Genomic DNA, 14,534 nt, shown 5'->3' on the forward strand with positions numbered 1-14,534 from the left:
GCGCCGTCAGGCCTCGGGCATTGACAGGTCGAGCATTCCGGCCCCGAACAGACGTTCGCGCGAGTGCACGATATGCAGCCGCATCGCCTCGCGCGCGCGAAGCTGATCCTTGTCCACGATTGAATTGTAGATCTCGCGGTGTTCTTCCAGCACCTGTTCCAGCGCGGCTGCGCCGTCGGACATCAGTGCCTCGCCGTGCATCTTCATGCCCACATAGATATGTGCGCGCAGGGCCTTCAGTGTCTCGGAGTAATACTGGTTGTTCGAGGCACGCGCGATGGCCAGATGAAAGGCAAAGTCCGCATCCTCACGATGCAGCCGTGACCCCGTCGCGTCCGACAGGAGGTCGAGCGCGCGGGCCATCTCATCCAACACTTCGCGGTTGCGCCGCTGGCAGGCCAGACCGGCAGCATCGACTTCGACCGTCAGGCGGAATTCGTAGCAGCGCTGGATGTCGGCGATCGTCTCGACCGGTGTGTAGCCCAGCGCTGTTTCACGGGTGAGCCGCACGAAATTGCCGGCCCCCTGGCGCGACACGATCAGCCCATCCTCGCGCAGCTTTTCAAGCGCCGCGCGCAGCACAGGGCGCGACACGCCGAACTGCACCGACAGATCCTTTTCCGCCGGCAGCTTTTCGTTGGCCCTGTAGTGGCCGCGCGTGATGCGGTGCTTGAGCATCTGGTAGATCTTTTCCGACAACGGTTGGCGGCCGGTTCGGGCGACATCCTGCTGTTTCATCTTGCCTTCCTTCACTGCCCGTGCCTGATGCCCTTGAGAATCTCGGCCAACGTGTTTCGTACGCCGAAGCCGCCAGACTTGGTGGCAATCTGCACCGGCCCCCAGTCCATCTGCGTTTCACCCAGCGGCAACCCCGGGCGGAGTTCCGCTGTCACTCGTAAACTGTTCACCCCAAGCTGGTCCAGACAGGCGTTTGCGCTTTCTCCCCCGCAGAACAGGATAGAGGCGGGTCGCAGGCGGCGAGCCACGCGAGCCGACCCTTCGGCCAGCCGCCGCGCTGCGATGTGCCCCGGCACGCCCTCGCCACCGTCAGTGATCGTCAGGACAAGCGGGCCGTCTCGGGCATCAATATCCGGCACCACGCCATCGGGGGCAGGGGAGATGGACCCCATGTCTGCCAACGCGGCGATCTGGTCGATGGTGATCGGATCGCGGGAGCCGTTGACAATGAGGGTCGGGCCGCGCAGCTGCGCGCCGCGCGGCGATGCCGCGCCCAGCGCACGCGCCAGCGCAAACGCCAAGCCGCGCGCGCCGATCCAGAGCGTGTCCTCCAGCCCCTCGGCAAGAAGCGCATCGAGATCCGTGTCGGTCGTGGCGTCGGCCACCTCGACTCCGTTCCCAAAGTGCGCAGCAACGGGGACCGGTGTGGCCACGCCCGCCCCGCTCAACGCACCGTTCACGACGATGCGGCGCATGTCGGGGATGGCGGGGCAGGCAACCTGCCGTGCGCGCTGCGCAAGCCGGGCGAGCACGGCGGTCTCTGTGGCAACATTGCCCTTCAGCCGCGAGTCGACCTTCTTGAAGATCACGCTGGCAGCGTCGGGAGCCAGTTGCGAGAACGCCGCTTCCACGCGGCGCGCGGCGCGCGGCGGCGCCGTTTCACGACTGGAGGTGTTGATTGCCAACACATCGGGGGCAGCCCTCAGCGCTTCCGGCACGGCTTCCGGGCTGCGGGCCACCACCACGCTGCGTGAGCCATCCGCAAAGCCTGCTGCCGAGTCGAGAGCGCCGGTCAGGTCGTCTGCAATGATGAGCACCCTGATTGTCATGTTTACCTATCTGGAACCTCTGTGCCCATGTGTCGCCCGATTCCTCGGACGCTTCGGAAAATTTTCACAATTTTATCGTGGGTTGCCGGATAATTTGCAACAGTTGATGTTGTTTTACCTATAGGTGAATTGCTATGTTGAACTGTCAAAGCGGGAGGTGCGAGATGAGCGCGCGTATCGTCATCACCATGGGAGATCCGTCGGGTGTGGGTCCCGAGGTCACGGTCAAGGCTCTCGCCAGCCATGGTGCTGCGCTGCGCGCGCGGACCGTGGTGATCGGCGATGCGGACACGCTGGCCCGGGCGGCAGCCCAAGTGGAAGTAGCCCTGCCACTCATCGGGCCAGACGATCCTGGTGATGGTATTCGGATCGAGCATGTCTCGGTCGATGGGCTGCCCGGACGCTTCGGCGTTCTGTCGGCAGCCTGCGGCGAGGCGTCCTTCCGCTATATAGAACGGGCCGTGCAGATGACCACGGCTGGAAAGGCCGCCTGCATCGTGACTGCCCCCATCAACAAGGAGGCGCTCAACGCCGCGGGCCATCACTACGATGGCCATACCGGGATGCTGGCGCATCTGACCGGATCGAAGTCATCCTACATGCTGCTGGCCGCGGAGCGGCTCAACGTGTTGCATGTGTCCACCCATGTTTCACTCAAGGAAGCAATCGGGCGGGCGACCACCCAGCGCGTTGTGGAGACGATCCGCATGGGGCACCGGCATTTTCTGCGCATGGGTGTGGACGCGCCGCGCATCGCGGTCGCTGGCATCAACCCGCATTGTGGCGAAAACGGCCTGTTCGGGACCGAGGACGATGACGAGATCAGACCCGCCGTAGAACAGGCGCGTGCCGAGGGCATCGACGTGACCGGGCCGATCTCGGCCGATACGGTCTATTACCGCGCCTTTGGAGGCGCCTTTGATCTGGTGATCGCGCAGTACCATGACCAGGGACACATCCCGATCAAGCTGGTGGCTTTCGACACGGCGGTCAACGTGTCGCTCGGGCTGCCGATCGACCGCTGCTCGGTGGATCACGGAACGGCCTTCGACATCGCCGGGACAGGCAGGGCGAACCACACAAATATGATCTGCGCGCTGGACTACGGCGCACGGCTGGCCTCAGCCGGAAGGGGGTGACCACATGACCGGGGACAAGAAGGCTTTCGTCGCGCTTGTGACCTGCTTCAACGAGGACGAGACGATCAACTACGCGGCCACGCGCGCGCAGGTCCGGCGTCAGATCGAGGCTGGGAATCAGATCATGTGCGCCGGGACAAACGGCGATTTTTCGGCGCTGACCTTTGATGAGAAGGTTCGCCTGTGCGCCGAGGTGGTCGACGAAGTTGCCGGTCGCGCCGAGGTGATCGTCAATGCGGGGATGCCCGCGACCCATGAGACCCGCCTGCTGGCGCGGGAATTCGACCGCATCGGGGTTGACGGGATCGCTGTCATCACGCCCTTCTTTATCGAATGCACGCAGGAAGGGCTGATCCGCCATTTCACCTGCGTTGCAGACTCCGTCGACACGCCCGTCTATCTCTACGACATCCCGGCTCGGACGCAGAACCACATTGAGCCCGAAACCGCGCGCACGCTTGCAGCGCATGGCAACATCGCCGGCATCAAGGACTCCGGAGGCGCACAGGACACGCTCGAAGCCTATATCGCGATCGGTCGTGAAACGGATGGATTTGACGTCTATTCCGGCCCAGACCACCTTGTGCACTGGGCCGTGACCAACGGCGCGCGCGGATGCATCTCCGGTCTTGGCAATGTGTTGCCGGACGTGCTGGCCCGGATCATTTCCTGCGTAAATGCCGGAGACGAATCGGGTGCAGCAGAGGCGCAGTCCATCTATACGCACTTCCGTACCGAGCTGTACAAGCTCGGCTATCCGCCTGCGCTCGTGAAACGGGCACTCTTCCTTCGCGATCCATCGGTCGGCCTTTCTCGCCAGCCTGCTCTCCTTCCCGACGCTGCCCAAGACAAGGCGATCGAGGCCATCCTTACCAAATTCGGAGTTTGAAAGGGCAACCTTAACGCAGACGCCAGAAGTGCGTTTTAACGGTACGTGACAAAGCCGCCTTTGGATCGCGCGGTCGAAGCGAAGACGGAAGATGCTTACGGCCGCCTGACAATCCTGACGTGCGCAGGGAGACCGGCAATATCGCGACGGCTGGTTGTCGCGGGATCGGCATCTTCACCTCATCGGCGCACTTGTGCTTCCCGCACGCGTTCGTGACCAGCCGCCTGCACGAACTTCCGGTCGAAGGTTGCAAGGCCCGCAAAGGCTTGCAAGGCCCGCGCCACCTCGGCGATCAGCCGCGTTCCCGCCCGCCATTTCTGCCGCTGGCGAATGGCGCTGAGCCGGATGGCCTGCTCCTTGGTTGACACTGTCGCGGCGGGCTTTTTCCGCGTTGGCCATCGGCTTGGCTCCCGGATGCAAGATATACGCAAGATATCCCTCCGTCCCCCTGGTCCAGGGTGGTGAACCGCTACGGCCTTGTGCAGGCTCTGATCTGACGTTCGGGAGCACGGCCGATTCCGCCTGACCCGGTTGCACGCTCTCGCCGTCGCCTGCGCGTTCCTTTTTAGGGAGCCGCGTCCCCATGGCGGCACGGGTGCACTTCGACCGTCACATGCGACAGGTTGGAGATCGCAGCCAGCTTCGACTTGTAGTGGGACGGCTCCTGCGGGCGATCCGAGACGATCGAGACGATGGCCGCCATGTGGCCGGGGCCCAACCGCCACAGATGGAGGTCTGCGATGCGGTCACCGCCCTGTTCGAGTGCGGCGCGCATGCGGTCGGCCATGGCGCCGTCCGGCGTCATGTCCAGAAGCACCGCGCCCGCACCCTTCAGAAGGCCCCAGGACCAGCGGGCGATCACCAGGCTGCCGACAATCCCCATGAGCGGGTCCATCCACAGCCAGCCATAGAAGCGGCCGGCAAGAAGCGCCGCAATCGCCAGCACCGAAGTCAGCGCGTCCGTGAGCACGTGGAAATAGGCCGAGCGCAGATTGTGATCGTCATGGCCGTGGTGGTGATGGTGGTCGTGCTTTGCATGCCCGTGGTCGTGATGATGGTGGTGGCCTCCTTTGCCGCCATCATGGAGGATCCAGGCGCTGGCGAGATTGACGAGAAGACCGATGACGGCGACGATGATCGCCTCGTCGAAGCGGATCGGAACGGGTGCGGCGAGCCGCAGGACCGATTCGATGCCGATCATCAATGCGATGATCGCCAGGATCACCGCACTCGAATAGCCGGCCAGTTCGCCGAGCTTTCCGGTGCCGAAACTGAAGCGCGCGTCGTGGGCATGACGGCGGGCATACCAGTAGGCAAGACCGGTGATGGAGAGCGCGCCCGCATGGGTCGCCATATGGAACCCGTCGGCAAGCAGCGCCATCGAGCCGAAAGCCAGGCCAGCAACGATCTCGCCAACCATCATGATGGCGGTCAGCGCGACGACGATCCACGTCCGATACTCGTTTCGGGCGTGGTCGGCGCCCAGGAAATTGTGGCTGTGTCGCCAGCGCTCGATGGAATGTGCGTGCATGGGCCGTTCACAGATATTTGGTGATTTCGCGAAACCCGGCGAGTTTCTCTTTCAGCTCGGGCGACAGTGGCCCGGCGATCTCTCCCAGGTGATGGTCGATGTGATCATGGATAATCATCTGCTTGGACTTCTCCAGCGCGCGGATGACGGCCTGAAGCTGCTGCGCGATCGCCAGCCCGTCCCGCCCCTCCGCGACCATCCGCAAGACGGCGGCAAGATGCCCCTCCGCTCGCCGAAGCCGGCCCATGATTTCGGGGTTGTTTGCGTGGCTCATGGCGTAAGTCCTATCCCCTGGGAGAGGATAAGGCAACTGGCGATGCGGCGATATCCTTGGGCGGGCTCCCGACTGCGCCGCCGCCCGCAACGCGCATCATGAGGGCATCGCAAGGGCTGTCGGTGCGCCTTGCCGTCTGCGCAGGAAAATCCGCAAGCCCGACGGCAGGATCCCGCCTTTCCTCCCGTCCGCGCAGGGGCGGAGGGCGAGCCGGTGCAAGACCATTGCGGCATCGACATCATCAAACTTCTTGATATGCTTGCCGCCGCCGCGAATTGTGGCGCTCCCGTCTATCCCGCCACCGGTGATCCATGAACCGCAACTTCCTTGTCATCGATCCCGAAGAGAACATGGTGACGCTCAAGGGATTGGCTTCGCCCGTGCGCGCCCGCATGCTCAAGCTGCTGCAGGTCGATGGGCCGATGAATGTCAACGACATCGCGCGCCGGCTCTCGCTGCCGCAATCGACGGTCTCCTCCAACCTGCAGATCCTGGAGGAAGGTGGGCTCGTGCGCTGCGAGACGGTCAAGGCGCGCAAGGGGAACCAGAAGATCTGCCATGCCGCCTTCGACGAGATCCTGGTGCTGTTCAAGGAGACGTTGCCGCCCAAGGCGGAGAACACGATCGAGGTGGCCATGCCGCTCGGCCTCTACACTGCCTGCAGCACCCAGGCGCCCTGCGGTCTGTGCTCGGTCGACGGCATCATCGGCCTGCTCGACGTGCCGGACTATTTCCTCGATCCCGAGCGCATGAAGGCGTCGCTGCTATGGTTCGGGCGCGGCTATGTCGAGTATCAGTTTCCCAACAATGCCAAGCTTGCCGGCTCCGACATCGAGAGCATCGCCTTCTCGATGGAGCTGTCGTCGGAAGTGCCGGGAACGAGCGCCGACTGGCCATCCGACATTACCCTGTGGGTCAACGGCGTGGAGGTGGGAACCTGGACGTCGCCGGGCGATTTCGGCGATAAGCGCGGCGTCTATACGCCCTCCTGGTGGAAGCAGAAGGGCTCGCAATACGGCATGCTCAAGACGTGGAGCATCAACGGAACGGGCTCCTATATCGACAGCGTTCGCATTTCCGACGTGACCATCGACGCGCTCGACCTTGCCGGCCACCACTCGATCCGCATGCGCATCGGCATCCGAGAGGATGCCAAACATCCCGGCGGCGTGAACATCTTCGGCCGCGGCTTCGGCAATTACGATCAGGATATCGTGATGCGCATCAATGTGAAGCGCTGAGATGCGTCTTACCGCGTCCCCAGCCACTCCTTCAGCTCTGCTTCCGCCCGCTCAAGCGCGCTGTAGTTCAACAGCTTGCGCAGGAAGGCGATGGCCACGGCACGGGTGCGCAGATTGAAGCGGCCCTCCTCGTCCTCGCCCGCCGTCTGATAGACCTCGAGCTTGTCATAGAGTTGCTGCAGGCGGTTCTGCACGCTTCGCAGCGAAAGGTTGCGGCGCCGGGCGATGGCCCGGTCGGTCAGCCCCAGCGCGATGTCGACCAGGATCTCGTACTCGGTGTCGGTGAAGCCGCCCACAGGGCCCATGCTCTTCTGCTGAAGGCCGCGCACCTCGCGGTCGATCACGCATTGGCTCTCGACGAAGATCGAGCGAAGCGCCAGTTTCAACCGTTCGTCGGAGGCGGACTTGAGCACATAACCATAGGCCGCCCCGTCGGGCACGATGCGCGACACGCCCCGCACATAGGCTTCGTCGGAATAGTTGGACCAGAAGAGGATGCGCGTTTCCGGCCGCTCCTTCCAGATGGTGCGGGCCGCCTCTATGCCGTTCCTCACGCTCATCTGCAGATCCATGACAATGTGGGCGGAGCGGTGATGGCGGGCAAGCTCCTCGCCCGCCGTGCCGTTTTCCGCCTCGATCACCGTGTCGCATTCGGGCAACGCCGCGCGCACCGCCTCGTTGAGATAGGAGCGATGCAGCGGGTCGTCTTCGACGATCAGAACCTTCATGGCGTCTCTCCACGCGTCTGCACCGCAGGGAGGGGCAGAAGCACCTTCACCACCGTGCCCCTGCCGCACTGCGCCGGCCCGATGGAGAACTTTGCCGAAATCAGCCGGGCGCGCGTCTTCATGTTGTCAATGCCGCCTCCGGTGCGCCCGCGCGGGCGGCAGAACCCCTCGCCATCGTCGGCCACCAGGATGGCAAAGTGCCTGCCGCGCCAGGAAAGCCGCACCTCGATCGCACCCGGACGGGCATGGCGCACCGCATTGTTGATCGCTTCCTGGGCAATGCGGAACAGCGCCACGCTCACCGTCGGCTCCAGCCGTTCGCAGGCTCCGTCCGTCTCGTCGATGAGCGTCCACGCGATGGCCATGCCGCTGTCGCGCACCGAACGCTCCAGATGATTTTCCACCGCCTCCACGAGGCCGAAGAGCTGCAGCACCGAGGGCCTGGCCTGCTCGATGATGTGGCGCAGATCCTGCATGCAATGCTGCAGGCTGCGCGAGAGCGGCTCCAGCGCCTGGGGCGTGATGTCGCCCGTGCGCGAAAGCTGCTCGATGCGCCGCGCGAGCCGCGTAAGGTCGGCGAGCGTCTGGTCGTGCAGATCCATGCCGATGCGCTGGCGCTCCTGTTCCAGTGCCTCCGTCAGCTTCAGCGCGCCAAGCCGCAGCCCTTCCTCGCGGGCGCGCGCTTCCGCCTCGACGATGGCCGAGCGCTGCGCCTGTTCGGCAGCCCGCAGGGCAAAGAAATAGGGGGAAAGCAGGTCGGCAATGGCGCGGGCATGGGCCACATCCTCCATCGTGTAGACGCCGGCCCGCTGCGAGGAGCAGGAGAGCGCGCCGATGATCTCGCCCTGCACCTTCATGGGCACGTGCACGCGGCTTCTCAACTTTTGCTCGACGATCGGCCCCTTGAAGGCCCCCTCGAAGTGGAAACGGGGATCGACGCAGGCATCGTCGGTGAGAAGATGATCCACCTCGCCCCAAAGGAGCGTGCGGATCGGGCTGTTGGCCACCGGCGCGGATTTCAGCGCGCTCCATGCCGTGTCCATGCCGGTCTCATAGGCTGTGTGGTACTTGCCGTCGACCATGAGGATGCAGACATCCATGTGGTCGTGGGGCAGGATGTGGGCGACCTCCGCCGCCACGGCGCGGATGGCCGAGCGGAAGTCGAGCTGGCCGGCCAGCAGGCGGGAAATTCCCAGATAGTGGTCGACGAGCGCCGTGGGCGCCATCTGCAACATGTCGTGATCCTCCCCGGCCGTCCTCCGACGGCCGCCTTGCAGGAATTAGCGCCCGAGCAGGCGCCCGCGTCCTGCGTGAACCCGCATCATTTGCAGGAAATCCCGCAAACGGCTTGCCTCAATGATCCTATACACGATCGGTGTTCTATTTCATCCTGCGCGGACTGAGGGAGGAGACTTCAGCACGCCAGGATCGTTCGTCTCTCGCCGCCGGGACGCGGCGGACGAGCGGTCATCCAAAGGGAGAGAGACATGAACATTCGCGAGATTCTGCTGGCATCGGCCGCCGCCCTGTGTGTCGGCCTGCCCGTTTCGGCAAGCGCCGACACCTCGGACAAGACCATCGCGCTGTCCAACAACTATGCCGGCAATTCCTGGCGCCAGGCCATGCTGACAAGCTGGAACAAGGTGACGGGCCAGGCCGTCGCCGACGGTGTGGTGGCTGCGGCCGACGCCTTCACCACGGCGGAAAACCAGGTGACCGAGCAGGCTGCCCAGATCCAGAACATGATCCTGCAGGGCTACGACGCCATCGTGCTGAACGCTGCCTCGCCCGAGGGGCTGAACGGTGCCGTCAAGGAAGCCTGCGACGCCGGAATCGTCGTCGTTTCCTTCGACGGTATCGTCACGGAACCCTGTGCCTGGCGCATCGCCGTCGACTTCCACGAGATGGGCCGCAGCCAGATCGAATATCTGGCCGGCCGCCTGCCCGATGGCGGCAATCTGCTGGAAATCCGTGGCCTTGCCGGGGTCTTCGTCGATGACGAGATCTCCGGCGGCATCCATGCCGGCGTCGAGGAACATCCGCAGTTCGAGATCGTCGGCTCCGTCCACGGCGACTGGGCGCAGGACGTGGCGCAGAAGGCGGTGGCAGGCATTCTGCCGAGCCTGCCGAAGATCGACGCCGTGGTCACCCAGGGCGGGGACGGATACGGCGCGGCACAGGCCTTTGCTGCAACGGACCGGGAGATGCCCATCATCATCATGGGCAACCGCCACGACGAACTGACCTGGTGGAAGGAGCAGAAGGACGCCAACGGCTACGAGACCATGTCGGTTTCCATCGCGCCCGGCGTGTCCACGCTCGCCTTCTGGGTGGCGCAGCAGATTCTGGACGGCAAGGAGGTGCCGAAGGATCTCACCGTTCCCTTCCTGCGCATCGACCAGGACAATCTGGAGGAGGGCCTTGCAAACACCGAGCCTGGCGGCGTCGCGAACATCGAATATTCGCAGGAAGACGCGCTGGAGGTGATCCAGGCGGCGATGTAGGCTGGCATATCCCGGCGCGGCGCCTCGCGCGTCGCGCCCGTTCCCTCCGGTTTACGAAAGCCCATGACACACAAGACCGCGCCCGCGCACCCCATCATCGAGGTCGAGGACGCCAGGATCAGCTTTGGCGCGGTCAGAGCGCTCGATGGTGTGAGCCTTGCCATCATGCCGGGCGAATGCGTCGGGCTGGTCGGCCACAATGGCGCCGGCAAGTCGACCATCGTCAATGTCATCAATGGCGGCCTGACGCCCGATACGGGCCGCGTGGCGAGCAATGGCGGGGCGCTTGAGCGGTATGGCATCAACGTCGCGCGCGCCCATGGCGTGCGCTGCGTCTTCCAGGAACTGTCCCTGTGCCCCAATCTCACCGTGGCCGAGAATGTCCGCATCATGCACCGCAATCTCGGCGGTGCGGGCTGGCGGGGCAGGGCGCGCCGCATCATCGGCGAAAGCCTCGATCGGATCTTTCCGGACCATGGCATCGACGGCGACGAGACGGTGGGGACGCTGTCGATCGCCGAGCGCCAGATGGTGGAGATCGCCATGGCGTTCTCCGATGCCGGCACGCCGCCGCGTCTGGTCATCCTCGATGAACCCACATCCTCCCTCGATGCCAGCCTGGCCAGACAGATGCTCACCCATGTGCGCCGCTTCGTGGAAGCAGGCGGTGCCGTCATCTTCATCTCGCACATCCTGCACGAGATTCTCGCCACCGCCGATCGCATCATCGTCATGAAGGACGGCCGCATCGTCGCCGAGCGCCCGGCCGGCGGCTTCGATGCCAACAGCCTCTTCGAGGCGATGGGCAGCGTCGCCAAGGGTGCCGCCGCGCGCCGCCAGAACCGCGATCTGGCGGCCGCCCCCATCGTCCTTCGCCAGACCGGCAGCGGTCTCCCCTTCACCGCGCGGGAAGGCGAGATCGTCGGCCTTGCCGGGCTGAGCGGCCACGGCCAGACGGAAATGCTGTTGAAGCTTCATGCGCTGAGAAGCGGCAACTGGCGGCCGCGCCGCGATCCGGCCGTTGCCTTCGTGGCCGGCGACCGGCGGCTTAACGGCATTTTCGAACTGTGGAGCATCCTGAAGAACCTGTCCGTCGCTTCCCTCGGGGACCTGACACGCCATGGCCTGGTGGACGAGAAGGCCGAGGAAGCCAGGGCCGAGAGCTGGAAGGCGCGCATCGAGATCCGCACCCAGTCCATGGCAAATCCCGTCCTGTCGTTGTCTGGTGGCAACCAGCAGAAGGTGCTGTTCGCGCGTGCGCTGTCCACCCGTGCACCCGTGGTGCTGATGGACGATCCCATGCGCGGCGTCGATGTGGGCACCAAGCAGGAGGTCTACCGCATCATCCGCTCGGAAGCGGAGGCCGGGCGCACCTTCGTGTGGTACTCCACGGAGATGGAGGAGGTGTGTCTGTGCGACCGGGTCTATGTCTTCCGTGAGGGCGCCATCGTCGCCGAACTCGATGGCGACGAGGTCAGCGAAAAGAACATCCTCGCCGCCTCCTTCCAGGGAGCGGCCGCATGAACCTGCGCCTGCCCTCCGAGACCGTTCGCCTGCTCATCCCCGCCCTCTCGCTGACCGCCCTGCTGGCTGCCGTCTTCTGGCTGCAGCCGCGGGCCATGAGCTATATCGGCCTCAATCTCCTGTTCAATCTGGCGGTTCCCATCGCGCTTGCCACCATCGCCCAGATGCTCATCATGGCGGTGAACAATCTCGATCTGTCGATGGGCGCCTTCGTCAGCTTCGTGGCCTGCGTCGCGGCCACCTTCCTGCACGATACGCCGCTGCTCGGCTGGTTGATCCTGCTCGCCGCCATCGCCGCCTATGCCGCGCTCGGCGTCATCATCCACCTGCGTGATCTGCCCTCCATCGTCGTCACGCTCGGCATGAGCTTCGTGTGGACGGGACTTGCCGTGCTGCTCCTGCCTGCACCCGGCGGCCAGGCGCCTGAATGGGCGCGCTGGCTGATGACGGCCAAGCCGCCGCTCGTGCCCATGGCCATCGTCGCCAGCATTCTGATCGCGCTGGTCGGCCACCTCATCGTCATGCGCTCCTCTTTCGGTGTCCTGGTGCGTGGGGTGGGCGGCAACGAGCGCTCTGTGGAGCGCGCCGGCTGGTCCGTGCTGGCGGCCAGAGCCGGCGCCTACGGGCTTGCCGGCGCCTTTGCCGTGGCCGCCGGCATCGCGCTGGTCGGGCTCACCACCTCGGCAGACGCCAACATCGCGCTGCGCTATACATTGCTTTCCATCGCCGGTGTCATTCTGGGCGGCGGAGAGTTCGTCGGCGGGCGCGTCTCGCCCATCGGTGCCGTCATCGGCGCGCTGACCCTGACGCTCGCCGGGTCCTTCCTTTCCTTTCTGCGCATTTCTCCCGACTGGCAGATCGGCGCGCAGGGCGCCATTCTCGTGATCGTTCTGGCGCTGCGGCTCCTGCTCAACCGCCTTGAAAACCGGGAGAGACGGCGATGAAGGCCGTGCACCTACTTGCCGCAAAACCATGGATCTGGTCATGGCTGGCCGCCGCCGTCGTCTGGACGGCAACGGTGGCCGTCACCGGTGGAGCAGGGGCCTTCGGCCTCACCCAGGCCGCACTGACCTTTGCCGCCTTCTCGGTCATCGTCGGTACCGGCCAGATGTTCGTCATCACCCTGGGGCCGGGCAATATCGACCTGTCGGTGCCGGCAACCATGACGCTTGCCGGCACCGTGGCGCTCAAGCTGATGAATGTCGACAATGGCATGATCGCGCCGGGCCTGGTCGTCGCGCTTGCCATCGGCATCGCCGTCGGCGTGGGCAATTACGGCCTCATCAAGCTGCTGCGCATCCCGCCCATCATTGCCACCCTGGCCATGAGCTTCATCGTGCAGTCGGCGGCCATCTGGACCAACCGCGGCCTGCGGATCAAGCCGCCGAGCCTGCTTGCCGAGTTCACCACATCGAGCACCTTCGCCATCCCCAACATGGCCATCGTGGCGCTGCTCGTGGCTGTCATCGCGTGGGTGCTGCTTGAGAAATCCCTCTATGGCCGGTGGATCCTGGCCATCGGCCAGAGCATGGCAGCCGCCCGCATGGCCGGCATCCCGGTCGATGGCACGCGTTTCGCCACCTATGTGCTGTGCGCGGTTCTCGCCGCGCTGTGCGGCTATCTGCTCGCCTGCTTCTCGGGTGGCGCGGCGCTCAATATGGGCGCGGAGTATCTCCTGATGTCGATCGCCGTGGTGGTTATCGGCGGCACCTCCGTGGCCGGCGGCGATTCCAACGTGCCGGGCATCTGGGGCGCCTCGCTTTTCCTTTTCCTGGTCGTCTCCATGCTCAACACATACGGGCTTGGTGCTGGTTTCCGCCTCATCATGACCGGGCTCATCATCATCGGCGTGATCGTGGTGGCCAGCGGCCGCCGCGCCCGCCAACCCTGACAACAGAGCACCTCATGACGAACGATCCCCTCTACGAAGTCCATGACCCCCGCTTCCGCATGCTCATCGTGCCCAATGCGCGCCTGGAGGAGCTTTATTCGGGCTGCCGCTGGGCCGAAGGTCCGGTGTGGTTCGACGATGCCTGCCAGCTTGTCTTCAGCGACATCCCCAACCAGCGCATGCTGCGCTGGGTACCGGATGGCGGCGTCAGCATCTTTCGCCAGCCTTCGAACTTCGCCAACGGCAACACGCGCGACCGCCAGGGCCGGCTGGTGACCTGCGAGCACGGCACGCGCCGCCTCACCCGCACGGAGATTGACGGCACCATCACCGTGCTGGCAGAAGCCCATGCGGGCAAACGGCTCAACTCTCCCAACGACGTTGTGGTGCACTCCGACGGCTCGGTGTGGTTCACCGACCCCACCTATGGCATTCTCTCCGACTATGAAGGCTACAAGGCCGAGCCGGAGCAGGAGACGCGCAATGTCTATCGCCTGGAGCCCGAAAGCGGCGCCCTTGCCGCCGTGGTGAGCGACTTCCGCCAGCCCAACGGCCTAGCCTTCTCGCCCGACGAGAAGACGCTCTATGTCGCCGATTCCGCAGCCAGCCACGACGAGAGCGCACCGCGCCATATCCGCGCCTTCGATGTCCTGCCGGGCGGTCGGCTCGAAAACGGCCGCGTCTTCGCCCTCATCGACAACGGCATTCCCGACGGCCTGCGCGTCGATCGGCAGGGCAATGTCTGGTCGAGCGCGGGTGACGGCATCCACTGCTTTGCCCCCGACGGGCAACTTCTGGGCAAGATCCTAATCCCCCAGACGGTGGCCAACCTGACCTTCGGCGGTCCGCGGCACAACCGCCTGTTCATCACCGCCACCACCGCGCTCTATTCCCTCTACGTCGCCGTTGCCGGCGCCCAGTGGCCGTGAGGGCTTGAGGGCCCGGCGCGCTCCGCTCCGGTGCCCCTGTCCCGCCCGGGCCTTCTGGAAGAACGGGAGACCGGCCGCGCGCGCTTTCCCGCAAGCG

General features: G+C 64.9%; 15 protein-coding genes. 8 read left to right on the top strand and 7 right to left on the bottom strand.

Annotation, left to right across the window (positions count from 1 at the left end; genetic code table 11):
- Positions 1-6 precede the first annotated feature (6 nt).
- Together NYR58_RS03530 and NYR58_RS03535 are read right to left on the bottom strand one after the other, a co-directional pair.
- Positions 7-738, bottom strand: a complete 732-nt coding sequence (locus NYR58_RS03530) for a FadR/GntR family transcriptional regulator (protein ID WP_261519084.1) — start codon at positions 736-738, stop codon at positions 7-9.
- Between the two features lie 11 nt (positions 739-749).
- Positions 750-1,787: a four-carbon acid sugar kinase family protein gene (locus tag NYR58_RS03535; RefSeq protein ID WP_261519085.1), complete on the bottom strand. Its 1,038-nt coding sequence runs from the start codon at positions 1,785-1,787 to the stop codon at positions 750-752.
- A gap of 164 nt (positions 1,788-1,951) precedes the next feature.
- Here NYR58_RS03535 and pdxA point away from each other — a divergent pair, with 164 nt between their 5' ends.
- Both pdxA and NYR58_RS03545 read left to right on the top strand, forming a co-directional pair.
- Positions 1,952-2,926, top strand: a complete 975-nt coding sequence (gene pdxA / locus NYR58_RS03540) for a 4-hydroxythreonine-4-phosphate dehydrogenase PdxA (RefSeq protein WP_261519086.1) — start codon at positions 1,952-1,954, stop codon at positions 2,924-2,926.
- A gap of 4 nt (positions 2,927-2,930) precedes the next feature.
- The gene (locus tag NYR58_RS03545) at positions 2,931-3,815 is read left to right on the top strand and encodes a dihydrodipicolinate synthase family protein (RefSeq protein WP_261519087.1); all 885 of its coding nucleotides are present in this window, start codon (positions 2,931-2,933) and stop codon (positions 3,813-3,815) included.
- Positions 3,816-3,994: 179 nt separating this feature from the next.
- Here the strand turns inward: NYR58_RS03545 and NYR58_RS03550 are convergent, their stop codons facing one another.
- The 3 genes from NYR58_RS03550 to NYR58_RS03560 form a co-directional block, all read right to left on the bottom strand.
- Positions 3,995-4,183 (bottom strand): hypothetical protein, encoded by a 189-nt coding sequence (locus tag NYR58_RS03550; protein WP_261519088.1) that lies wholly within the window; start codon positions 4,181-4,183, stop codon positions 3,995-3,997.
- A 197-nt stretch (positions 4,184-4,380) separates the two neighbouring features.
- Positions 4,381-5,346 (bottom strand): CDF family Co(II)/Ni(II) efflux transporter DmeF, encoded by a 966-nt coding sequence (gene dmeF, locus NYR58_RS03555; RefSeq protein WP_261519089.1) that lies wholly within the window; start codon positions 5,344-5,346, stop codon positions 4,381-4,383.
- Between the two features lie 7 nt (positions 5,347-5,353).
- Entirely contained in the window at positions 5,354-5,620 is a 267-nt protein-coding gene (locus NYR58_RS03560) for a metal-sensing transcriptional repressor (protein ID WP_261519090.1), read from the bottom strand.
- Positions 5,621-5,931: 311 nt separating this feature from the next.
- Between NYR58_RS03560 and NYR58_RS03565 the strand changes: the two genes are divergently transcribed.
- Positions 5,932-6,861: an ArsR/SmtB family transcription factor gene (locus NYR58_RS03565; protein ID WP_261519091.1), complete on the top strand. Its 930-nt coding sequence runs from the start codon at positions 5,932-5,934 to the stop codon at positions 6,859-6,861.
- A gap of 8 nt (positions 6,862-6,869) precedes the next feature.
- Here the strand turns inward: NYR58_RS03565 and NYR58_RS03570 are convergent, their stop codons facing one another.
- Positions 6,870-7,589 carry a response regulator transcription factor gene (locus NYR58_RS03570; RefSeq protein ID WP_261519092.1) on the bottom strand — a complete coding sequence of 240 codons (720 nt, stop codon included), beginning with the start codon at positions 7,587-7,589 and terminating at the stop codon, positions 6,870-6,872.
- Positions 7,586-8,824: a GAF domain-containing sensor histidine kinase gene (locus NYR58_RS03575; protein WP_261519093.1), complete on the bottom strand. Its 1,239-nt coding sequence runs from the start codon at positions 8,822-8,824 to the stop codon at positions 7,586-7,588. The genes NYR58_RS03570 and NYR58_RS03575 overlap by 4 nt, the downstream gene beginning before the upstream one ends.
- Positions 8,825-9,076: 252 nt before the next feature.
- Between NYR58_RS03575 and NYR58_RS03580 the strand changes: the two genes are divergently transcribed.
- The 5 genes from NYR58_RS03580 to NYR58_RS03600 all read left to right on the top strand — a co-directional run bounded on the left by NYR58_RS03580 (position 9,077) and on the right by NYR58_RS03600 (position 14,437).
- A complete protein-coding gene (locus NYR58_RS03580) occupies positions 9,077-10,093 on the top strand; it encodes an ABC transporter substrate-binding protein (RefSeq protein ID WP_261519094.1) in 1,017 nt (338 codons plus the stop codon).
- 63 nt (positions 10,094-10,156) lie between these two features.
- Positions 10,157-11,617 carry a sugar ABC transporter ATP-binding protein gene (locus NYR58_RS03585; protein WP_261519095.1) on the top strand — a complete coding sequence of 487 codons (1,461 nt, stop codon included), beginning with the start codon at positions 10,157-10,159 and terminating at the stop codon, positions 11,615-11,617.
- Positions 11,614-12,561, top strand: coding sequence for an ABC transporter permease (locus tag NYR58_RS03590; RefSeq protein WP_261519096.1), 948 nt, complete (start codon positions 11,614-11,616; stop codon positions 12,559-12,561). Before NYR58_RS03585 ends, NYR58_RS03590 begins: the two co-directional genes overlap by 4 nt.
- A complete protein-coding gene (locus NYR58_RS03595) occupies positions 12,558-13,508 on the top strand; it encodes an ABC transporter permease (protein ID WP_261519097.1) in 951 nt (316 codons plus the stop codon). The genes NYR58_RS03590 and NYR58_RS03595 overlap by 4 nt, the downstream gene beginning before the upstream one ends.
- Positions 13,509-13,522: 14 nt before the next feature.
- On the top strand, positions 13,523-14,437 hold the full coding sequence (locus NYR58_RS03600) for an SMP-30/gluconolactonase/LRE family protein (protein WP_261519098.1): 915 nt from the start codon (positions 13,523-13,525) through the stop codon (positions 14,435-14,437).
- Positions 14,438-14,534 lie beyond the last annotated feature (97 nt).

The sequence above is a fragment of the Chelativorans intermedius genome (assembly GCF_025398255.1).
Lineage (GTDB): Bacteria > Pseudomonadota > Alphaproteobacteria > Rhizobiales > Rhizobiaceae > Chelativorans > Chelativorans intermedius.